Genomic DNA, 22,961 nt, shown 5'->3' on the forward strand with positions numbered 1-22,961 from the left:
TTAGATAACCTCAAAACACTTCAATGCATCTTTGATAGCTTCCACTTTCTCCGCTGTCGGATGTTTCCTCGGTTGTTTCAATTCTTCTACCGCATTAGGAGCGTCATACATCGGCAAGCCCAGACTTCTCTTTACCTCTGCTATATAAGCAGTATGTACCTTGAAACCATATTTAGCTTCTATGTATTCCTTTATCTTTTTGTATGTAACTCGCTCTTTCGGCTTGTACGCTTCGGCTCTCTTTACGATATTATCCAGCGGTACTTTTCCCTCACCCTCACCAAACTCAACTTTTACGTTGATATGTCCGTCTGGCTTTTTGTGGGAAAGCAGTACTACCGTCTCCACATGCACGGTCTGACAAAATTGATCCACCGCCGTGCACTTCTCCACCCGATATCCTCTTGCCTGTATCATCTCCAGATCCCTCGCAAGACTTGTCACTTTGCAGGAAATATACACAATCTTATCCACCCCATAGTCCAATATCTTCGGCAGTGCTTTTGGGTGTATCCCATCTCTCGGAGGGTCCAGCACGATCACATCCGGTTTTTCTTCAATTTCATCCAGCACCTTGAACACATCACCTGCAATAAATCTACAGTTGGAAAGTCCGTTGTGCTCTGCGTTTTCTTTCGCAGCCTCCACAGCCTCCTCGACAATCTCCACGCCGATTACCTGTTTTGCAACCGGAGCTAAAACTTGTGCGATCGTTCCTGTTCCACTGAACAAATCAAAGACCGTCATGTTGTGGATATCCCCGATATAATCCCTCACGGTTTTATAGAGAATCTCCGCACCCTTTGTATTTGGCTGGAAGAATGAAAACGGTGTGATTTTGAAGTCCATATCAAGCAATTTCTCGTAGAAAAAGTCCTGTCCGTATAAAATTCGAGTTTCATCACTCTGTACTACATCAGATAAGGAATCATTTAAAATATGAAGAATTCCAACGATTTTTCCTTCCAGCTGCAATGCCAAAAGTGCGTCCACAAGCAAAGATAAATCGTGTTCTTCCTGTGTTGTTGTCACAAGGTTTACGAGAATTTCTCCGGTCTGATCACCACGGCGTAAAAGCAGGTGGCGAAGATAACCCACATGTTGCATTTTTTTATAATATGCCACATTTTTCTCTTTAAAATATTCCAATACACACAAGAGAATCTTTGTCATATCTTCGTGCACTAATTTACAATCAGCTGCTGTCAGCACATCATATGTGCTTCCCTTTTTGTGCAGCCCAAGTGACAGCGGACCGTCTTTGTATTCATCTCCAAAGGAAAATTCCATCTTATTACGGTAAGCGAACTCTTTTGGGCTTGCTTTTACCCCCTCAAATTCATAATCTTCCAAAATGGCGGCATCCAATATTTCTTTTACCTGATCACCTTTCATTTTCATCTGTTCCTCGTAAGACATCGTCTGGTACATACAGCCTCCACAGGCAGGGAAAATGCTGCACACAGGTTCTCTTGTCTCCAAAGGTGATTTTTCAAGAACTTCCAAAAGCCTTCCTTCCGCTTTCCCTTTTCGTATTTTGTTTACACAGAATTTTACCTTCTGACCTGGAATACCATTTTTTACAATCACTGATTTTTCCTCGCCCTCGACAGTCACCAGTCCTTTGTTCGGAAATGCTACTTTTTGAATAATGCCTTCATATACTTCTCTCTTTTTCATCTATATAAAATCCTCTCTATACTTTTCATTTATTGTTTTATTCTATCAGTTTCCAACTTTTTTGCCAACCAAAAGTGAACAATCTTTCCAAAATGTATTGAGTTCTTGCCTTTTTCCATCTATAATTTTAGTAATACAGATTGAGGAGGGATTTCATGAATTGGAAAGAACAATGGATTGCCGCTTTAGACAAAGAACATCTATTCGAGAACTCAAGCCACCGGACACGTTTCAAAGAGCTTTTAGACTGTTTCGCCGATTATCCATTTTTCACCAAAGGGCTCTGTAAATGTATGTATCTGTCCGCCTGGGATGAAGAGCATTTCTGCATTATGCTCTCGATGCTGACTGAGATGAGTCTTGAGCATGAAAAAAATACAGATGAGATGCGTACTCAGGGGGATGTTCTGATTGCAGAACAACCTGAAGAAGAGGCATATATTTACCGGCTTTCAAATGCGTTTTTAGACGATATGCCATTTCAGCTTGACGATCCGCAAAAAGTGCAGCCTGATATTCTGCATATTATCCAAAAGGCATTGCACGCATCTGACATCATTGATCGGCTCTAATAAGCACTGCAGATCACATGAAAAAAAGAGTTCGATTTGCTTTCGCATACCGAACTCTTTTTTACATGAAATTATGCTTCGCTCAATATTTTTTTGTACACCGGAATATACAGTATAAATGACATCAAAAGCAGAAAACCGCTCAATACAATCAACATATTCGCAATTTGCTCCTGAATATTCGGCGCCAGAATCAAAATAAACATCACAACATAAAGCACTGCTGTCGATACTTTTCCGAACCACTTCGCACCGTTTAACATTTTCCCTTTTTTCAGAAGAATCACGCCCATAATTCCCATAACCCCTTCTTTGATGACAAACAGCACCACAACCGGAATCAGCCATTGGAAACGGAACGACAAAGAAAATACAATCGCTGCCTGTGTTAATTTATCTGCAACCGGGTCAACAATCTTTCCCAGGTTAGTAATCATATTGAATTTTCTTGCAATAAATCCATCTAAAAAATCGGTAATTCCTGAAATTCCAATAATAACTGCCGCCATATGGAACTCTGCAATCGAATCTGCTGTCACATATCTCCATACGATCAGCGGAAGTAACAATATCCGAAAATATCCAAGTATATTCGGGATAGAAAAAATCTGCTTTCTAAGCGGCATATCACTTGTTATCATATGTATCCTCCCCCTTATTGAATTGAGGACGGCAGTAATTGTCACATTACCACCGCCCTCAACTAATTAAACTTCATCATCATCACTGAAAAAATCGTCGTCGAAATCGTCTTCAAAGTCCTCTTCGAAGTCTTCCAAATAGTCTGGTGTAAAGAACTTATATACTGCGTAAGCGATTCCTGCAATTGCTGCCACTGCACCTACAATCGCCAAAACCCAAAGCAATGTGTTTTTCGCTTTTTCATCATCTTTTTTGTGCAGTAACTCATTTAATTTTGATGCTGCAATCATATCTTCTAATTTATTCATATGTCCACGTCCTTTCCGACTTTCCTCAGAAGTCACTGTTCTCTTTTTCACATTATAACACTTACATACTGATATTACCATATGTAGATTCTATCATTTTATGCAAATCCTTATACTTTTTGTAATTTTGCAAATGTAGCAAACATCTTTTTCACACCGGCTGTATCAAACTGTACCGTGACTTCATAGTCACGTCCGCCTTCTGTAATTCCAGTCACCAGTCCTTCTCCGAACTTCATATGTCTGACCCTGTCCCCCACATCATAAGACAGACCTTCCCCTTGCGTAACTGTAAACTGCTGCTTCGGTTTCTGCATAGCAAATGCCTGTGTGCGGAATGCTTGTTTTGCCTGCATATATGCATTCTGCTTTGGAACTTCTTTCTCATCTTTTTCGATGAGATTGCCTGTGCTTAAAAGATTCACCGGAATCTCCTTTAAAAATCGAGACATCTTATTGTACTGCGTCTCTCCGCGCACCATTCTTCTTCTCGCACAAGTCAGCGTCAGATTTTCTCTTGCTCTTGTAATTCCAACATAACAGAGTCTTCGCTCTTCCTCCACCTCAGTCGGATCATCGGATGTGATTGTCATATAGCTTGGGAAAAGACCATCTTCCATTCCTGCAAGATACACTTCCGGAAATTCAAGACCTTTTGCACTGTGCAGTGTCATCAGGACCACATAATCACTGTCTTCATCCAAACTGTCGATATCTGCGACAAGTGCAACTTCCTCTAAAAATCCGCTCAATGTCGGCATTTCATCTTCACAGGATTCCTCATAAGCTGCGATTTTATTCATCAATTCATCGATATTTTCGATTCTTGTCTCCGCTTCAATATCGCCCTCCGATTTCAGATCTTCGATATATCCTGTCATATCCAGAATTTTCTGCATAAGATCGCAGATAGACATGTTTTTTGCCTCACTTTTAAAATGTTCAATCAACGCCACAAATGACTCTAATTTACTCACACTTCTCCCAATATTTGGAATCAGATCCGCTGCTCGGAGTGTCTCGTAAAAACTTACTCCGCGCTCCAGTGCATTTTCCTGCACTCGGTTGATTGTCGTAAGCCCAATGCCACGTTTTGGCACATTGATAATTCTTCGGACCGCCAAATCATCTTTCCCATTGTCGATTGTTTTCAAATATGCAAGTAAATCTTTGATCTCTTTTCTTGCATAGAAATTAATGCCGCCCACAATTTTATACGGAATGTTGGCTGTTACAAATTTTTCTTCAAACATACGTGACTGCGCATTGGTGCGATACAAAACAGCATGATCATTGTATGTGCGTATTCCGTTATTCACATGCTCTTTGATATCTCCCACAATGTATTCTGCCTCATCATATCCACTGTCGAACTGACTAAATGCAATCTTATCCCCCTCACCATTTTCTGTCCAGAGTGATTTCTCCTTACGTCCAAAATTATTCTTGATCACCGCATTCGCCGCATTCAAAATATTACCTGTAGAACGATAATTCTGCTCCAGTTTGATCACTTTTGCATCTTCAAACACATGCTCAAAATTCAAAATATTTTTGATATTTGCCCCGCGGAATTTGTAAATAGACTGGTCATCATCTCCTACCACGCAGAGATTTCTATATTTCTTTGCCAAAATCCGAATCAGCTCAAACTGCACCGTATTCGTATCCTGATACTCATCTACCATAATATAGCGGAACCGCTCCTGATAATAATCGAGTACCTCCGGCTGTGTCTGAAACAGTTGTACTGTCTTCACGAGAAGATCATCAAAATCCAGTGCATTGTTTGCCCGCAGTTGTTTTTCATATTCTTTATATACCTTTGCGATCTTCTGCTTTCCGAAGTCCCCCGCCGCATTCAGTTCATATTCTTCCGGCGTGATCAGCTCATCCTTCGCCGAAGAAATCGCCGCCAAAAGGTTCCGCTCCTTATAGACTTTTGTATCAATCTGTAAATATTTGCAGACATCTTTCATAAGCGTCTTTTGATCATCCGCATCATAAATCGTAAAGCTAGTATCATATCCAAGTAAGTCAATATGTCTTCTCAATATCCGCACGCAGGTCGAATGAAACGTGCTCACCCAGATGCTCTCCGAGCCGAATCCGACAATCTGATCTACACGCTCACGCATCTCCCCTGCCGCTTTGTTCGTAAATGTAATCGCCAAAATGTTCCATGGATTGACTCCCTTTTCATCAATCAAATATGCGATGCGGTGTGTCAGCACTCTTGTCTTTCCCGAACCTGCTCCCGCGAGAATGAGAAGCGGCCCCTCTGTATGATAGACCGCTTCACGTTGTTCTTTATTCAATGTATCGTAAATGCTCATAAACTCTCCTTCTTTATGTTCTGAATTCCCATTCTTTTTTCCACTTCTCTTAAAAATTCATCTCTTTTTACCGGCGAAATCAACATGATTTCATGCCGTCCGTTTACCGTGTAATCAATCTGAATCCTGCGAAGTGACATTGCTGCCGAAGACAATGGATTCCACGTCTTCTTTATATTGGTAATGCTCTCATATGGAATCCGTTCCGTTCCAAAAATATAGCACTGCACAAGTATGTAATCATTATAGAGGGTATACCGCATAAAAACAAGAGGAATAAATATAAGCAATATCAAACTCAAAGTTCCGATGACCAGCCAGTTTGGCTTCCCTTCCATCACACTGTCTATTCCTATTTTTACCTCTATCGCTACCGGTATCAGAATCAATACCGCCAGCCAAAGATCGATTCTAGTCCGATAGGATACCGCCTCTTCTGCCTGCTCCTTTTCCTGTTTTGCATATGCCTTTTTCAGCTCTTTTTTTGGTGTTGTCTCTTTCCGGCTCTTGTAAATATACCAGATAAAAGGTGAAAATGTCAGAATCAAAGACACTGGCAGGAACCATTTTCCAAGAGCTCTGCATGTCACCGAGCAAAACACCATATAGGCAAACATTAACATTAAAAATAGATTCATCAATACAATAACCGGGTAAAGTCTTCCATAAGTTCTCTTCTCACTTTCACTGGCATTCTTTGAAATTCCGCTTGTACGGACAAAATAAGTAACAATGCTCATCATACCGAGCAAAAACAATATAACAAAGAACAATAAAATCAGAGATGTCTTGTCTGACCAAATATCCACGTTTCCCACTTCATTGTAATGTTGTGGAATTTTTTCCGGAATTTTCTTCCAAAATATCAATGGCAAAACAATTGATGCAAATGCAATTCCCACCGTCACATATTGAATCTTTTGAAATATTTTCATTTTTTCGCTCATACGTTCTTCCCTCCTGCCAAAAATGGAATGTACTCTCGCACATTCCATTTTAAACATTATTCAAATTACATTATGAAAGATGCTAACTGGAATAACCAGTTTGCTGCGATACCTGCCACAATACCACCGATTGTATGGCTGATGATTGCTTTTCCTGTAAGTTTGCTGCACTTCAAACTTGACATCATCGCAACATGAGTACTTAAGTATCCGCTCCAGCACATACACATTGCTGTAAATACTGCAACGTCATTCGCATGTGCTACACCGTCTGCTACCATCTTAGGTATCAATCCAACAGCTGCTCCGGCCGCTCCTAATGCTGTGATTGGAACAGAGATTGCTGATGGTGAAGAGAAACCAAATAATGGAGATAAGATAAACTGCAATTTTTCTCCAATCCATGGCAACAATGCAACTCCCTCATAAGCAGCACCTGTGTAAACACCGTCTGCGGAAGGTCCATTTGTAAGCATCATTACAACTGTACAAATCGCAAGTACACCAGGAATAATTGCAAGACCTACATCCACACCATTCTTACCGCCGTCCAACAGTGCTTCCAATGCTCTCGCTCCAATTCCGCCATCTCTTATTTCTCTCTGCTCAAAGACATCTTTTTCACTTCCTTCTTCAAGCGGAATACAATATTCTGTCGTACCATATTCTTTCTTCGTAAACCAAATCATCATTCTTACACTGACAACACTACCGATAATTGCACCGATATTACCGATCAGAGCTGCAAATCCAAGATTCTCACCTGTTGGAGATGTAATACCGATCATTGATGTTGTAACAATAAGACCCATACCGAATGCTGTACCTAAATTTGTCAGTGCCGGTAATTGATATTTTTTGAAATATTTTTTAAAGTTTGTGTCCTCTGCAAGTCCTAAAATTGCCGGGTTATCTGACAAGTACGTAGTCAAGACTCCCATTGAAGCTGCTCCAGGTAAATCATACACTGGTTTCATTAGGGGAGAAATTATTTTATTGATTAATGCAATCAAACCAAATTCTGAAAATAACCCAGATACGGCTCCTGCTATAACCGCAATCGCCATGATATAAAATACTGTTTCAAGAAGTAACTGATAGGCTGTGTTCATCATCGTCTGCATCATGTTTACACCGCCCATTTTCGCCCCTATCAATCCAAAGAATGCAATAATCACTGCAAGAAAGATAAAGACTTCAAGGCTTACTGCCTTTTTCGTTTTTGTCGCTTTACTCATATTTTATCCTCTCTTATTATATTATTTTTTCTATAGTTTTCTCCCTTACTATAGATGTAACCCTATAATAACATAGAGGTTATCTATAGTCAACAGGAACAATACGTTTTGTCAAAAAAATATCAATCCTTCCTTTTTTCTCCTTTTTTGCCAAAAGTTTTTTCAAAATACTTGTCATATAGTTTCTATTACTATATAATGCAATTATCGAGGTGATAAAATGACAATTGATACGAATGATTTATTAAACAGTATTTTGGAAAGTATTTCCAGAATTGATTATGTAAAATCTATTGATATTCCTAATATCGATTTATATATGGATCAGGTTACCACTTTTATGGATAAGCAGATGGCTTCTTCCAAGCGCTATGAGGATGACAAGGTTCTTACTAAGACAATGATCAACAATTATGCCAAGAACAATCTGCTTCCTTCTCCGGAAAAGAAAAAGTATACAAAAGAACATCTTCTCGTTCTTACTTTTATCTATTATTTTAAAAGTTTCTTATCTATCAAAGATATCGAGATGCTTTTGAGACCGGTTACCGATCGGTACTTCCATACCGACAGCAAGCTGAACCTGACGCATATTTACGATGAGGTCTGTTCATTTGAAAAAGATCGCATTGATACTTTAAAAGAAGAGCTCAAGGCAATGTATGCTTCCTCTTCTGAGACATTTTCAGAAGAGAACGAACAGGATCGTGAATTTTTACAATTGTTTTCTTTCATTTGCACACTCAGTTTCGATGTGTATGTCAAGAAACAAATTATTGAAAAACTCATTGATTCTCTTCCTGAAAAATTTCCTAACTATTATGAGAAAAAAAAGTAGAAGCTTCACACTTCTACTTTTTTTACTGCATAATTCTTTGATATCCAAGCATCAGATCTACTACTTTCCCATAGCTTTTTACGCCGTCAATTTGTCTGTTTGCCTTTAAGTAAATGTCATTTACTCTGTCAGCCACTTCTGCTGTTATGCCATCGTACTTATCCCAAAATGAATTATTCGCCTGTAAATCTTTCAGCGCATTTATATTCAGGCGTTCACACAGTTCCTCATATTTTTCTGTATTTTCCCCGTAAAGGGCGTTTATCACATACAGCCATCCTGACAAAAATCCACTATATCTGAACTCTTCTGACTCCGATTTGATACAACTTAAATATGCAATAAAGTTCGCCTCATCCTCTGACATAAACCCTCTCAGATGAGACAATTCATGACACATCGTAAACGGGATATTATAGTCTGTCATATCCGCATTATAATTTGCCTCAATTGTAAATGGTGAATACACTCCTGTCAGATGCTGATATGACAAAATTTCCGATATCCAGACAGGTTTGGGATTTGGATAATATCCTTCCAACACCGAATAGGTCTCTGCAAGATGTTCCATCGACCTTACCGCTTCTTTTTTCGTGTTCCCTTTCAACACAAAGATTCCCTCTTTCGTCCGCGGAACCGTATCTGCCAATTCATTGACTTCTTCCGTAAGATACTCAGCCAACTGAACCAATTCTTCCTGTGAGTATTCCGCATCCGTTATGCCCGCCTCCTCAGCAAAAGATGTTCTGTGATAATTGATCCCACAGGTCATTGTGTAGATAAAAAACAATCCTCCTACTAACAAGCATACCCACGAACTCCCTTTCAAAGCAATCGTGGATGCCTTTTCTGTTTTTCTGCAGATTCTGTAGATTCCCCTCATCACCCCAGCCGCCAGAACTACGAGCAGCACATAAAGCAAAATCTCAACAATCGAAAACGGAAACACAGAGCAGACTCTGCTGATAATTGTTACAAGTATTCTGTATATTGAAGTCGCATACCACTGCGCAAATCCATTCACATTTCTTGCCAAAAACTGAAAGAATACTGCAAGTATAAGCAATAACAGCCCTGCTTTTAACCTTTCCACTGTGGAAAAAAGTGCATCACTTGACCTGATGCACTTTTTCTTACTTCTCTTATTCTTCATCTTCATCCAGACTGATTCGTTCAAATACCATATCATATCCGTCATTTCCATAGTTTAAAGAACGATTCACACGGCTGATTGTGGCTGTCGATGCCCCTGTCTTTTCTGCAATCTCCAAATATGTCTTCTGTTCTCTGAGCATTTTGGCAACCTCAAACCGCTGTGACAACGACAACAGCTCATTGATGGTACATATATCTTCAAAAAAAGTATAACATTCTTCCTTATCTTTTAAGCTCAAAATTGCTTCAAACAGATAATCGACTGCTTCTGTTCTAATTTTTTTACTCATTTTAAGTCTCCTTTATAGTGTTGTACTATTTTTATATTTTAGCACAGTAAACTCTTAAAGTCTAGTTTTTTTTGTATCGATTCACATATGGTTTCAATTTTTCTAATGATGTTGTGACGATCAATTCTTCCGGAAAATGACATTCCGTCAAAATTTGTTCTGCTAAATTCAGTTTTCCCGCATCCAGATCCAAATGCGAATCACTTCCTGTTGTGATTGGAACCTCATATTTTTTACAATACTCCAACATAACTCGGATATTCTCATCCGCATTTTCTCTTTTATTATCTTCCCGCAGCGAGGAATTATTGACCTCTAGAAGTGTCCCTGTCTCCTTTGCAGTCTTGACAAGCACTTCATAGTCAATCGGAAAACGAGAATCATCCGGATGACCGATAATATTGATATACGGATTTTTCATCACATTTACATAGGCTCTCGTCACCGCTTCTTTTGTTCTTTCTCCACAAAAGCATGGCGTATGAATACTCGCAATGACAATATCAAGATGTTTTAAAAGCCCATCGCGCATATCTACTGTTCCCTCGCTGTCCATAATATTGAGCTCTGTTCCAAAAAGCATTTTGATCCCGTAACGCTCTCTTGGCACAATTTTCAAATTTTCAAAATAAAATATTCCGCAAGTTCCCGGCATCTTTGGCGCATGCTCCGTAAATGCAATCGCTTCCATCCCATGTTCTCTCGCCATCTTCGCCATCTCTTGTATTGTGCTATATGCATGTCCACTTACAAGTGTATGGGAATGTGTATCTACTTTTATATTCATCTCAATCTTCCTTCTTTCTGCATAGAATCTTTGTATTTACATATCCTAAGCTTATATCTTACCACATTTTTTATAAAAAGGAGACTTATTATGGCTGATAATAAAAAAAATCAAAAAATCATTGATTCTTACGACTATCTGGCAAACGCCGCTTCTACACAGGACTGTACCGGTCTTATTCCCGCAGCTCCGACAAGTAGAGCTGAGTTGGAATCCTATGAGGATATCTATCACTACGAACCGCCAAAGGTAAAAGTAAAGACACCGGATTCCGAACAGCCACCAAAATAGTCATTGTTCTCTGCTAATGGTACACATTCTGATTTTTCTCATATATTTATAGAAGAATCAGATTTGATCATCAGGAGGATATTATGAAAAAGCGTTTTCTTACTCTCGCATTAGTGACAGCAATATCTGTCACTTCTCTGCTTGCATGCTCTTCAAAAGAAGAAAGCAAACCTGCCAAACCACAAAAAGAAAAATCAACAGAAATTCTTCCGGACTCTACTAAAGTTGTTCTCAACGAAGTAGCTCACTCCATCTTTTATGCACCAATGTATGTAGCCATCGAAGAAGGATACTTTGAAGACGAGGGCATTAATCTCGAACTCGTCACTGGATTTGGAGCCGACAAAACAATGACCGCCGTGCTCTCCGGCGAGGCAGATATCGGATTCATGGGGTCAGAAGCATCTATTTATACCTATAATGAAGGTGCAAACGACTATGTTGTAAATTTTGCCCAGCTTACACAACGTGCCGGTAATTTTCTTGTAGCGCGAGAAGAAATGCCTGATTTTTCATGGACGGATCTAAAAGGGAAAACAGTGCTCGGCGGACGAAAAGGCGGCATGCCTGAAATGGTATTTGAGTATATCTTAAAACAAAAGGGAATCGACATCGAAAAAGATCTGACAATCAACCAAAATATTGACTTTGGCTCTACTGCCGCCGCTTTTTCAGAAGGTCAGGCGGATTTTACAGTTGAATTTGAGCCGGGAGCTACCACTTTGGAAAAAGGCGGAAAGGGATATGTTGTCGCTTCTCTCGGCGAGGATAGTGGATATGTCCCTTACACCGCATTTTCTGCAAAGAAAAGTTATATTGAAAAAAATAAAGACGTCATTCAGGGATTCACGGATGCGCTGCAAAAAGGAATGGACTACGTGCAGACACATACTCCGGAAGAAATTGCAAAAATCATTGCACCACAGTTCAAAGAGACAGACTTAGCCACTATCACAACGATTGTGACCCGTTACTATGAGCAGGAGACTTGGAAAGAAAATCTAATTTTTGAAAAAGAAAGCTTTGAACTTTTGCAAAATATTTTGGAATCTGCTGACGAACTCACTAAGCGGGCACCTTACGAAGAACTTGTAACAACTGATTTTGCCAAAAAGGCTGCAAAATAAAAATGCGTGAACGGGGAATCTTCCCCGTTCACACATTACATGTTCCATCTTCTGTTATTCTATATACACTATGATGTCGGCTCCGTCGCTGTCCCGTCAGAAGGTGTCGCTTGAGTATCCTGTGTCTTATCATCACTGCTTTCCGGTGTACTGCTTCCATTGTCCCCTTGTGTTTGATCTACCGGCTCAGTTTGATTCTGCGGTTCATCCGTTGTGTCTGAATCAGGCGTGGCAGTATTATTATTATCACCGGAATCTATGTTCAAATCCTCATTCTTTGAATCTTCCGGTTGATTTTCTTCTGTTTGATTCATATACTTGTCATACATCTGCTGTGCGAATTTTGCAATTGGATGCCGATAGGTATATGCTGCAAATCCAAGTACCGCAACAACGATCAGAAAGAGTAAGAACTTGAGCAATCCGCCGCCTCGTCTTTCTTTCCTCGTTTTCGTCTTTCCTCTTCCGCCTCGTCTTTTCGGAAACGAAACAGAAGGAAGCTTTTTCCCTCTCTTTTTCTTTCTCTTTGTTTTTGTCTCTACCACATCTTCTGCCGTCGCTTTTTTCTGCGTGTCTCTTTCTTTTTGCTTGTCCAGATTCACCTTTATCTTGCAGTCATAGCAAAATGCATATCGTGTAAAAACAGGCTCCCCACTTTCGTCCGTACCGGACTGCACCGGCTTAATCGTCATCTCTTTACCGCATCTTGTACATTTCATACTGCTTCCTCCTTACTAATCAAATGTGAAACTTTTTATTTAATTCCTCCCCTAATTCCCGTCTTCTAAAAATGACCTGCGCCATAAAGAACAGGAAACTAAATCCCACACAGATAACCGATGGAAATGTAACTCCAAGCACTCCCGTCAATAATAAAACCAATGGTATCACAAATCCATATCCCGCCGCCATCACAAAATAAATCATGTATTCATTCGCAGCCAATCTCTGCAGCTTTGTAATCATCAGCATGGATATCATTATTATAACACTAATTCCCGGAAAAACAAAATCAATTGACCATTTATGCCATCCGGTTCCAAGATCCCAGATGAGACATCCAACCGTGATCAGAATCAACTGCCACATTGCATTTTTCAAAAGATTATATCTCTTTACAAACCCGATTGCCAACGCTGTCCACATACTTAAGATTCCGCCTGATACGATGAGCGCCCAATATTTTCCCGGTGTCAGTGTAATATTCACCACTGCCGCAATCACCGCAAAAGCAATACAGACAAATGAGAACCACTCGAAAAATTTTACAGCCGCCGCACTCGCAAGTCTCTCCTCCGGATAGTCTGGTTCTTCCACTTTCGAATGTATTCCAAGCTCTGACAATATCTGAAAAAAATTCCTCTTAATATTCATGCTGTCATACCTCGATGTAAACCCAAGGGAAAGTTTGTCTTCAAATGAGCACATACAAAGTTCCGTCTTCGGTGTACTTGTATACACGCCAAACCGCTCTATATACGGGACATACGCTTCCGGCATTTTTACAACGCTCATATTAGAGAAAATTGCAGTCACATCACTTGCCGCCATCTTTGCTCCCGCCAAAATCCCCAAATTTTTCAACTCCAACGGCGCCACCCGCAGAATTGGGTTCATCTCCAGCGCGATCAGCTCATTCATGCGCATCGAAAGTCTTTCCTTCGTAAGCTCCTCCTGAAAATATGTTTTCACCTGTGCAAGTACCTGCTCAAAAGTGTCCCCTTCTCGAAAACGATACCCAGGTTCAATATATCCGAAGAAATTCAGCATCGAATCTGAAGGAAAAAAATTGCGAAGATTCACCGGGACCATCAGAACAACCGGATGCTTTTCCTGTCTTTTCGGCATCTCCCTGTGGATCGCACAAAGGAATACTGCCGTCAAAAAAACAGTCATCGACACCTGATATTCCCGCGCCTTTGCCAGCACTTCTTTTACCGACAGCACCGCTTCTGTCACCTGCAGCGGTCCTCTCGCCTTCCGAAGAGTCTTAATCTGATATGCTTTTACCTTTTCCTTCTTCTCTCGCCGTAAATCAGAATAATATTTTCGAAAACTGTCTGATTCCTGATCCTGAATTGTGATATGCTCCTTATCAAGTGGAATATCGGCTTCACCATATGCCAGCACAATATAGTGTTTGACAATCTCCTTTAAAAAACATGTCGCACCTGTTCCGTCCGTCAGCACATGAAATACTTCAAAATTAATCCGCCTTTTATAGTACGTGACTTCGAATAACAGGCTTTTCTTGTCACGCACATACAGATTGCTGCAAGGCTCTTTAAATTCCTCTGTGACAACCGGTTTTAAATTACTCTTTTCCAAATAATGCCAGAACAAGCCTTTTCGCATGACCGACAAAAAAAGCGGATATTTTTCAAGCGCTTTTTCCACTGCCTGCTGCAAAATCTCTTCTTTTACATCTTCTTTCATAATACAATAAAAACGAAAGACTCGAGTGTCCTTTTTGTTACTTGTCGCCGGAAATAATTTTGCGGCATTGTCAAGCTTTCTCCAATATGACCTTTTCGAATGAAACATCTCTTACACCTCCCCTAAAAAATGATTCATAATTTCAAAACTCTCCTGCACATGAAAATATTTGATCCCCAGTGCAAAAAATCCATGCAGCGCATCTTTGATACGATGAACCTCCACTTCATTTCCGGCTTCCTCAAGCGCCTTACCATAAGCCTCTCCTTCATCTCGAAGCGGGTCAAATTCCGCGGTGATAATCAGTGTCCTCGGCTGTCCTGTGAGATCTTTCTGCAAAATCGGAGCAAAATACGGACTCTGTTTGTCCGATTCATCTCTCGCATATAAATCAATATAATCCTGCATCTTTCCAGCCGTCAACAGGAAATCTTTTCCATTTTCATGGACGGACGGAAATCTAGAAGTCTCCGTATAGTCGTTATTCACCGCCGGATAGATCAAAATCTGCTGTCTTGGCATAAACTCTCCCCTCTCTTTTGCAAGAAGAGAGACTGCAGCCGCCAGATTACCGCCGGCACTGTCTCCGATGATCGTGATATCGTCCGGATGCACATTTAAAATAAATTCATTCGTATAGACCGCCTTCGCTGCGGCGTAGCAATCCTCCAATCCTGTCGGGAACGGATACTCGGGAGCGAGCCTGTATTCTACCGACACAACAATATGATTGGTCGCCGATGCCATCCTTGCACAGATCCTCTCATAATTATCTATGCTCTCTGTGACCCATCCCCCGCCGTGAAAGAATAAAAGAACCGGATATTTGTGTTCAATCTCTTCGCCAGGCAGATAAATTCTCACAGGAATCTCATGTGTTCCATTATATATTTTATAATCAATCGTCTTATGAAAAATTCGCATCGGATCCAACGCCTTTAAATTTGCCAAATGCCTGGACGCCTCCACCTCAATTCCATCAAACGAAAGTGCTTTCAATACTTTTCGCATTGCCTTATTAATTGCCATTCTTTTCTCCTATCTGCTGCTTTTGTATGAATTATAATACCATGTTTTTAGCTCTAAAAAAAGGGAAAGACTCTCATCTTTCCCTAAAAAACTATATTTTATAATAAGATATATTTTCCGATAAACAAAAGTGCTAACACAAACATCAATACGCTGATCTTTTTTTCCTTTGCTTTTCCTGTAAACAGATTAATTGCAACATAAGAGATCACACCCATTGCAATTCCTTCTGAAATACTGTAGAAAAATGGCATTGCTGCAATACAGATATAGCAAGGAATCGCTTCCCCAAAATCACTGAAATCAATACTCACTACATTTGTCAGCATATAGAACCCTACAACAATCAATGCCGGCGCCGTCGCAAAAGATGGAATCGCCAAAAAGATTGGTGACAACAACAACGACAATCCAAACAAAATCGCTGTTGTGACTGCTGTAAGACCTGTTCGTCCTCCTTCCGTCACACCCGAAGCGCTCTCAACAAATGTTGTAACTGTAGATGTTCCAAGCACTGCGCCTGCCGTTGTAGCAACCGCATCTGCCATCAGAGCACCTTTAATTCCTGGAAGTTTTCCGTTTTCATCTAACATATTTGCTTTTGTGGAAACACCGATCAATGTGCCGAGTGTATCAAAGATATCCACAAACAAAAACGCAAACACTACAACCATAAACTCTCCGATATGGATTCCTGAAAAACTCAGTTTTCCAAAGATCGGACTAAGACTCGGAATCGAAATACCGTTGCTGAAGTCCGGAAGTAAGCTGTACATTCCAAGTTCTGCATTTGGCACATACAATCCGGTCAGCTGACAGATAATTCCAAGAATCCATGTAATTAAAATTCCCCAAAGAATATTACCTTTAATGTTCTTTACTACAAGAATCGCTGTAATAATCACGCCGATCACCGCAAGTAATACCGTAATTCCAACATCATTCATCGTCGCCTTTGCAGCGCCTTCTGCCAAAGTACTGTTGTAACCTTCCAGCGAGAATAACTGCACTAATGTAGAACCACTGATAACAATTTTTGCATTCTGCAGACCGATAAACGCGATAAAAAGACCAATTCCGACACTTACTGCAGATTTCAAATTCATCGGGATTGCATTAAAGATTGCTTCACGCACATTCGTAACTGATAACAGAATAAAAATAATTCCTTCCACAAATACAGCCGCAAGCGCCACCTGCCATGTGTATCCCATGTTCAGTACAACCGTATATGCAAAGTATGCATTCAGTCCCATTCCCGGTGCAAGTGCAAACGGATAGTTTGCAAACAGAGCCATGAGCAAAGTACCAATACATGCCGCAATCGCCGTCGCCGTAAACACTGCTCCATGATCCATTCCGGCTGCCGACAGCACGCTTGGATTTACCGCCAGTATATACGCCATTGTCATAAATGTCGTAATACCTGCCACCACTTCCGTCCTGACATCTGTTTTGTTTTCTTTTAACTTAAACAATTTTTCCAGCATAAAATTTTCCTGCCTCTCATTTCCTTTTTTTACTTCACAAGTTTATCAGACAACTACTGGAAAGTAAATGAAAGTATTCATTACTTATTTTTATAAACATTTATTAGCACAATAAAAAAGAAAGTGCATTCCATCTCAAGAACACACTTTCTTTCTATACTATTCTGTCTCTCTGACTTTTTTTCGAACCGGAAGAATCATAGATGGTGATACAGAAAGTTCATCAATTCCCATCTTCAGGAATGTCTCTGTCAATTCCAAATCTGCTCCTAATTCTCCACAGATTCCAATCCATTTTCCTTCTGCATGTGCATTGTCTGCCGCCATCTGGATCATCGCAAGCACTGCCGGATGATGTGGATCATAGAATGTGTCAAGCTTTGGATTCTGCCTGTCAATCGCCAGTGTATACTGTGTGAGGTCATTGGTACCTACGCTGAAGAAATCAACTTCTTTTGCAAGTTCACGGCTCACCATAACAGCCGCAGGTGTCTCGATCATAATTCCAAGTTCCATATCCTCACGGAATGCGATTCCTTCTTTGCGAAGTTCTTCCTTTACTTCTTCTACAATCTCTTTAATTTTCTTCACTTCCCACACTGCTGTAATCATCGGGAACATGATCGCAATCTGACCAAATGCCGATGCACGATACAGTGCACGCAGCTGAGTTTTAAAAATCTCAGGCTTAGTCAGACAAATACGGATTGCACGATATCCAAGTGCCGGATTCTCTTCTTTATCTAAATTGAAATAATCTGCCTGCTTGTCCGCACCAATATCAAGTGTACGGATGATAACTTTCTTTCCAGCCATATTCTCAGCAACTGTCTTATAGACAGCGAACTGCTGCTCTTCTGTCGGGAATGTCTCATTCTCCAAATACAGGAATTCGCTTCTGAAAAGGCCGATTCCGCCTGCATCATTTTTCAAAACAGCTCCCACATCTGAGCTATTGCCGATGTTGGCATAGATATTGATGTGCTGACCGCTCAATGTGACATTCTCTTTGCCTTTTAACTGTTCCAACAGTTTCTTTCTTTCTATATCCTCAGCCTGCTTTTTCTTCATCGCAGCGAGTGTCTCTTCATCTGGATCGATATAAATCTTTCCGTCAAACCCGTCGATGACAGCAAATTTACCATCATATTCCGGTTTCAACTCTTCGCCCAAACCGATGATTGCCGGGATATTCATTGTTCTTGCCAAAATTGCTGTATGTGAGTTCGAAGAACCATACATCGTAGCAAAGCCCAATACTTTTTCTTTATCAAGCTGGACTGTCTCACTTGGAACAAGATCATCTGCCGCAACAATGACAGGTTCATCTGTCGCAAATGCAACTTTTTCTGCTCCGGACAAAATGTTCAAAATACGCTCAGAAACGTCTTTTACATCCGCAGCACGTCCCTGCATATATGCATCATCCATTGCGGAAAACATCGCTGCGAAATTGTCAGCTGTCGTTCCCACCGCATATTCTGCATTCACCTGTTGTGCAGTGATAATATTGATAATAGATTCAATGTAATCCAAATCTTCCAGCATCATCTGATGAATCTCAAAGATCATCGCATTCGTCTCACCGACGTCTGACATCGCCTTCTGATACAATTCCTGAAGTTCTGCAACCGCCTTTGCCTTTGCATCTTCAAAACGTTTTACTTCGCTTTCTGTATCATCCACATGCCATCTTTTGATCTGCTGTTCATTTCTTTTATAAAAGGCAATCTTACCGATTGATACACCGCCAAATACACTTTTGCCAGTTAATGTAATCATAGCTTAACCTTCCTCAACATTATTTTTCTTATAAGTTTTCTTTTAAAAATGTCTCGATTGCTGCGATTGCTTCTGCTTCGTCAGCACCCTCTGCTGTCATTACGATCTCTTCACCGCATTTTACAGCCAATCCCATTACACCAAAGATTCTTTTTGCATCTGCTTCTTTTTCTCCCTTTTTCAGTTTAATATCTGATTGGAATTTTGCAGCTTCTTTTACTAATAATCCTGCTGGTCTTGCGTGGATTCCTTCACTATCTGTAATTACATAACTAAATTCTTTCATGATTAATCTCCTTTTCTTTTCTGTAAATATTAGGATTTACCTTTCCCTATTATCTAATATTTTTCACTATTTTTCAATAGTAATTGGTTTTTTTAACAGAATAATTCCAAACATCGTCACGACAGCACCTATCGCTATTGCTGCGAGGAACATCGGTGCATTGTCCATAATACCAACTACAAAGATACCTCCATGCGGTGCTCTTGAACCACATCCAAACGCCATTGAGACCGCTCCGGCCACTGCCGAACCAACGATTGACGGTGGAATAATGCGCAGAGGATCAGATGCCGCAAATGGGATTGCTCCCTCTGTAATAAATGACAGTCCCATAATATAGTTGGTAACAGTCGTCTGTTTTTCACTCTCTGTAAATCTGTTTTTTGCAAATGTCGTGGCAAGTGCGATTCCGATTGGAGGAACCATTCCACCAGCCATAACCGCCGCCATAATATCAAACTGTCCGCTTGCGATTGCTGCTGTTCCAAATACATACGCAGCCTTGTTAAACGGTCCTCCAAAGTCGATTGCCATCATACCGCCGAGAACAGCTCCAAGCAGCACTTTGCTTCCCTCACCCATACTTGCAAGTCCGTCATACAACCATTGATTGAATGCTCCGACAGGTGGATTGATGATAAATACCATGATCGCACCGATCAATACAATTCCAAAGAACGGATAAATCAGCACCGGTTTTGTTCCCTCCAATGCCCTTGGGAGCTTTGCAAATGCTTTTTCGATAAGAAGCATCAGGTATCCTGCAATAAATCCGGCGAGCAGCGCTCCAAAAAATCCGGATGGGATCCAATCCGCCTCAGCCGCAAACACAGATGTTCCTGCTTTCGCAAGCAGACCACCAACGATACCAGGCATCAATGCCGGACGTTCTGCGATGCTCATCGCAATATATCCTGAGAGGATCGGGAACATCATGCCAAACGATACATTTCCCACCAAATTCAAGAATTTGGAAAGTGGATTTCCGGTACCGAAAACATCAGTTCCTGCGTTTGCGCCGTCAAACAAAAATGACAGTGCAATCAGGATTCCTCCTCCGATTACAAACGGCAGCATATGAGACACACCGTTCATCAGACTTTTATAGATCTTTCTTCCGATACTTTCCTGCTCTTCCTGAAATCCGGTCGCCTCTCCTTTTTCATTGCTGTGATAGATTTCAACCTTTCCGCTCTCTGCTTCTTCAATCAACTCTTTCGCTTTGTGAATTCCATTGGCAACCTTCGTGACAATGACTGGTTTTCCATCAAATCTCGCCATTTTTACATCTTTATCGGCTGCCACAATGATACAGTCACAATTTGCGATATCCTCTGCCGTCAATACATTTTTGTCTCCGCCGGAGCCGTTTGTCTCCACCTTGATCGTATATCCCATCTCTTTTGCCGTGTTTTCAAGACTTTCCGCCGCCATATAAGTATGTGCGATTCCGGTAGGACAGGCCGTAACTGCAAGAATCTGATATCCCTTTTTCTCTTCTTTCTCCTGTTTTTCCTCCGTCTCCTCTTCAAACTTTTCTTTTTCCGCCTGATCGATATATCCTAAAAATTCTTCTACTGTAGACGCTTTCATCAGGTTTGCCCGGAAGTTATCATCCATCAACAGCATCGAAAGACGACTCAATACCTCCAGATGAATATTGTCTTCTGTATTCGGCGCCGCAATCAAGAACACCATGTGTACCGGCTCACCGTCCAGCGAATCATAATCCACTCCGTCACGAATAATCATCGCCGCCAGTCCAGGACCACTCACCGCATCTGTCTTTGCATGTGGAATAGCGATTCCTTCCCCGATTCCGGTCGTTCCTTCTTCTTCTCTTGCGAATACGCCGGCTCTGTATTTTTCGAGGTCTTTGACATTCCCGCCTTTTCCATCAGCAACGTCATCTTTTCAATCGTCTCTTTTTTCGTAGTTACGACACCGTTTAAATCAATACTTTCTTTTTTCAATAAATCTGTGATTCTCACGTTACTTCCCTCCTACAATCCAAAGTTCTCTTTTGCTTCGTCTAACAACTTCACAACATCCTCTTTTTCTGCAAGCCATGCCAGAAATGCAGTCGCACTTCCGGTTGCAATTCCCAGTTTAAATGCCTTTTCATAGTCTCCTGTATTCAGATATCCTGTCAAAAATCCTGCAACCATCGAATCTCCTGCTCCGACCGAATTCACCACTTCTCCTTTTGGTGGAAGTCCTTTATGAATCTCCCCATCCTCAGTGATTAGAATTGCTCCGTCGCCCGCCATGGAAATCAGCACATTTCCCGCTCCTTTTTCCTGAAGCTTCTTCGCGTAGGTGATAATCTCCTCATCTGTCTTTAATGTGACACCGAACATCTCTCCAAGCTCATGATTATTCGGCTTGATCAAAAACGGATGGTACTTCAGAACATTCAACAGCAAATCCTTTGTCGCATCCACCACGATACGAACCCCTTTTGTCTGTAGTCTTTCCATGATGCTCTCATAGATATCCTCCGGCAATGTGTTCGGAATACTTCCCGCAAGTACTAAGATATCCCCATTTTGCAGGCAATCCAGCTTTTCAAATAATTCTGTAATCGCCCTGTCACCGATGTTTGGTCCCTGACCATTGATCTCGCTTTCCTCGTTCGAGTTCACCTTCACATTAATGCGGGTCAGCCCTTCCTTCAGCTCAATAAAATCTGTGTAACACCCAAAGTCTGTCAACATCTTTTCCAACTGCTTTCCGGTAAACCCTGCGATAAACCCAAGTGCTTTGCTCTTAATTCCCAGATTTGAGAGAATAACCGACACATTCACACCTTTTCCTCCAGGAAATATCGCCTCTTTGGTTGTTCTGTTGACTCTCCCAAGTGTCAGGTCATCCACCTGAATCACATAGTCCAAAGACGGGTTAAATGTTACCGTGTAAATCATGCTTCATCCACCTCCACAATGTTTTTGTACTTTTGATAGGTTCCCTGCTTCAGCTTAGTTGTGATTACCTCCGCCTCTTTCAGCTCCGCAAATTTAATAAGCGAAATCTGTCCGATTTTAGAAGAATCTGCAAGAATATATTTTTTCCTGCATTGTCTGAACGCTCTTTCTTTCACAGCAGCTTCATTGAGATCCGGCGTGGTGATTCCATATTCATTGTGAATCCCGTTCGCACCAAAAAATCCTTTTGTGAAATTATATTTTTCCAGGCTTTCCAGTGCTTCCGCTCCGATCAAAGCCTCTGTCTCTTTCTTCAGCTCTCCGCCGAGCAAAAATACTCTGCATCCCTTATGCAGCAATTTTCTTGCATGAGAAATGCCATTCGTCACATAAACTGCTTCCTTTTCTAAAATCTGCTCCACGAGATATTCTGTACTTGTTCCTGCATCGATATAGACAAAATCATCTTTTCTGATCAATCCGGCTGCGTACTTTCCAATCTTTATCTTCTCTTCTCTGTTCAAATCCTGTCTCACAGAAACCGAAGAGTCTTTTGTCATATATTCCATATCGACTGCCGTCGCGCCGCCATGCACCTTAATCAGTTTTTTTCGCTTATCCAGCGTTGTCAGATCCCTTCGTATCGTAGACTCGGAAGTATCCAAAAGCTCTGTCAATTCTGTCACTGTGACACTTTTCTTTTCTTCTACAATATTTAATATCCGGTTAAACCGTTCTTCCGCCAGCATATTTACACCTCTCTTCTAAATCTATTTTAAATTCATTTTCGTTCAAAGTCAATC

General features: G+C 40.9%; 21 protein-coding genes and 1 pseudogene. 4 read left to right on the forward strand and 18 right to left on the reverse strand.

The window, feature by feature from the left end:
• Positions 1-1,680 carry a 23S rRNA (uracil(1939)-C(5))-methyltransferase RlmD gene (gene rlmD, locus BQ5364_RS12445; protein ID WP_071144398.1) on the reverse strand — a complete coding sequence of 560 codons (1,680 nt, stop codon included), beginning with the start codon at positions 1,678-1,680 and terminating at the stop codon, positions 1-3.
• A gap of 155 nt (positions 1,681-1,835) precedes the next feature.
• On the opposite strand from rlmD, the gene BQ5364_RS12450 reads away from it, so the two are divergent.
• Positions 1,836-2,252, forward strand: coding sequence for a hypothetical protein (locus BQ5364_RS12450; RefSeq protein WP_004610992.1), 417 nt, complete (start codon positions 1,836-1,838; stop codon positions 2,250-2,252).
• Between the two features lie 71 nt (positions 2,253-2,323).
• Here the strand turns inward: BQ5364_RS12450 and BQ5364_RS12455 are convergent, their stop codons facing one another.
• The 5 genes from BQ5364_RS12455 to BQ5364_RS12475 all read right to left on the reverse strand — a co-directional run bounded on the left by BQ5364_RS12455 (position 2,324) and on the right by BQ5364_RS12475 (position 7,723).
• A complete protein-coding gene (locus BQ5364_RS12455; protein WP_004610993.1) occupies positions 2,324-2,893 on the reverse strand; it encodes a CDP-alcohol phosphatidyltransferase family protein in 570 nt (189 codons plus the stop codon).
• A gap of 66 nt (positions 2,894-2,959) precedes the next feature.
• Positions 2,960-3,202 carry a hypothetical protein gene (locus BQ5364_RS12460; RefSeq protein ID WP_022251143.1) on the reverse strand — a complete coding sequence of 81 codons (243 nt, stop codon included), beginning with the start codon at positions 3,200-3,202 and terminating at the stop codon, positions 2,960-2,962.
• A gap of 110 nt (positions 3,203-3,312) precedes the next feature.
• A complete protein-coding gene (pcrA, locus tag BQ5364_RS12465; protein WP_071144399.1) occupies positions 3,313-5,538 on the reverse strand; it encodes a DNA helicase PcrA in 2,226 nt (741 codons plus the stop codon).
• Complete coding sequence (locus BQ5364_RS12470; protein ID WP_071144400.1) at positions 5,535-6,485, reverse strand: PH domain-containing protein; 951 nt, start codon at positions 6,483-6,485, stop codon at positions 5,535-5,537. Before BQ5364_RS12470 ends, pcrA begins: the two co-directional genes overlap by 4 nt.
• Positions 6,486-6,550: 65 nt before the next feature.
• Positions 6,551-7,723 carry a CD0519/CD1768 family membrane protein gene (locus tag BQ5364_RS12475; protein ID WP_004610997.1) on the reverse strand — a complete coding sequence of 391 codons (1,173 nt, stop codon included), beginning with the start codon at positions 7,721-7,723 and terminating at the stop codon, positions 6,551-6,553.
• Between the two features lie 220 nt (positions 7,724-7,943).
• On the opposite strand from BQ5364_RS12475, the gene BQ5364_RS12480 reads away from it, so the two are divergent.
• Positions 7,944-8,561: a DUF1836 domain-containing protein gene (locus BQ5364_RS12480; RefSeq protein ID WP_004610998.1), complete on the forward strand. Its 618-nt coding sequence runs from the start codon at positions 7,944-7,946 to the stop codon at positions 8,559-8,561.
• A 22-nt stretch (positions 8,562-8,583) separates the two neighbouring features.
• On the opposite strand, the gene BQ5364_RS12485 is transcribed toward BQ5364_RS12480, so the two are convergent.
• The 3 genes from BQ5364_RS12485 to BQ5364_RS12495 form a co-directional block, all read right to left on the reverse strand.
• Positions 8,584-9,654 (reverse strand): DUF3810 domain-containing protein, encoded by a 1,071-nt coding sequence (locus BQ5364_RS12485; protein ID WP_159431690.1) that lies wholly within the window; start codon positions 9,652-9,654, stop codon positions 8,584-8,586.
• Positions 9,655-9,703: 49 nt separating this feature from the next.
• Positions 9,704-10,006 (reverse strand): YerC/YecD family TrpR-related protein, encoded by a 303-nt coding sequence (locus tag BQ5364_RS12490; RefSeq protein ID WP_004611000.1) that lies wholly within the window; start codon positions 10,004-10,006, stop codon positions 9,704-9,706.
• A 61-nt stretch (positions 10,007-10,067) separates the two neighbouring features.
• Positions 10,068-10,793 (reverse strand): phosphatase, encoded by a 726-nt coding sequence (locus BQ5364_RS12495; RefSeq protein WP_004611001.1) that lies wholly within the window; start codon positions 10,791-10,793, stop codon positions 10,068-10,070.
• A 90-nt stretch (positions 10,794-10,883) separates the two neighbouring features.
• On the opposite strand from BQ5364_RS12495, the gene BQ5364_RS12500 reads away from it, so the two are divergent.
• Positions 10,884-11,084 (forward strand): hypothetical protein, encoded by a 201-nt coding sequence (locus BQ5364_RS12500; RefSeq protein WP_071144401.1) that lies wholly within the window; start codon positions 10,884-10,886, stop codon positions 11,082-11,084.
• Positions 11,085-11,167: 83 nt separating this feature from the next.
• Positions 11,168-12,211 (forward strand): ABC transporter substrate-binding protein, encoded by a 1,044-nt coding sequence (locus tag BQ5364_RS12505; RefSeq protein WP_004611003.1) that lies wholly within the window; start codon positions 11,168-11,170, stop codon positions 12,209-12,211.
• A 68-nt stretch (positions 12,212-12,279) separates the two neighbouring features.
• Here BQ5364_RS12505 and BQ5364_RS12510 read toward each other — a convergent pair whose 3' ends face one another.
• The 9 genes and pseudogenes from BQ5364_RS12510 to BQ5364_RS12550 all read right to left on the reverse strand — a co-directional run bounded on the left by BQ5364_RS12510 (position 12,280) and on the right by BQ5364_RS12550 (position 22,907).
• Positions 12,280-12,930, reverse strand: a complete 651-nt coding sequence (locus tag BQ5364_RS12510) for a hypothetical protein (protein WP_071144402.1) — start codon at positions 12,928-12,930, stop codon at positions 12,280-12,282.
• Between the two features lie 19 nt (positions 12,931-12,949).
• Entirely contained in the window at positions 12,950-14,755 is a 1,806-nt protein-coding gene (locus BQ5364_RS12515; protein ID WP_071144403.1) for a DUF6320 domain-containing protein, read from the reverse strand.
• Positions 14,756-14,758: 3 nt separating this feature from the next.
• Entirely contained in the window at positions 14,759-15,676 is a 918-nt protein-coding gene (locus BQ5364_RS12520; RefSeq protein ID WP_071144404.1) for an alpha/beta hydrolase, read from the reverse strand.
• 98 nt (positions 15,677-15,774) lie between these two features.
• A complete protein-coding gene (locus BQ5364_RS12525; protein ID WP_004611007.1) occupies positions 15,775-17,166 on the reverse strand; it encodes an NCS2 family permease in 1,392 nt (463 codons plus the stop codon).
• A gap of 159 nt (positions 17,167-17,325) precedes the next feature.
• Positions 17,326-18,948 (reverse strand): phosphoenolpyruvate--protein phosphotransferase, encoded by a 1,623-nt coding sequence (ptsP, locus tag BQ5364_RS12530; protein ID WP_022251151.1) that lies wholly within the window; start codon positions 18,946-18,948, stop codon positions 17,326-17,328.
• 28 nt (positions 18,949-18,976) lie between these two features.
• On the reverse strand, positions 18,977-19,234 hold the full coding sequence (locus tag BQ5364_RS12535) for an HPr family phosphocarrier protein (protein WP_004611009.1): 258 nt from the start codon (positions 19,232-19,234) through the stop codon (positions 18,977-18,979).
• A 66-nt stretch (positions 19,235-19,300) separates the two neighbouring features.
• Positions 19,301-21,225 (reverse strand): annotated as a pseudogene (locus BQ5364_RS12540) (PTS fructose transporter subunit IIABC).
• 12 nt (positions 21,226-21,237) lie between these two features.
• Entirely contained in the window at positions 21,238-22,158 is a 921-nt protein-coding gene (pfkB, locus tag BQ5364_RS12545; protein WP_004611012.1) for a 1-phosphofructokinase, read from the reverse strand.
• Positions 22,155-22,907, reverse strand: coding sequence for a DeoR/GlpR family DNA-binding transcription regulator (locus BQ5364_RS12550; protein ID WP_004611013.1), 753 nt, complete (start codon positions 22,905-22,907; stop codon positions 22,155-22,157). The genes pfkB and BQ5364_RS12550 overlap by 4 nt, the downstream gene beginning before the upstream one ends.
• Positions 22,908-22,961 lie beyond the last annotated feature (54 nt).

Source organism: Coprococcus phoceensis (assembly GCF_900104635.1).
GTDB lineage: Bacteria > Bacillota > Clostridia > Lachnospirales > Lachnospiraceae > Faecalimonas > Faecalimonas phoceensis.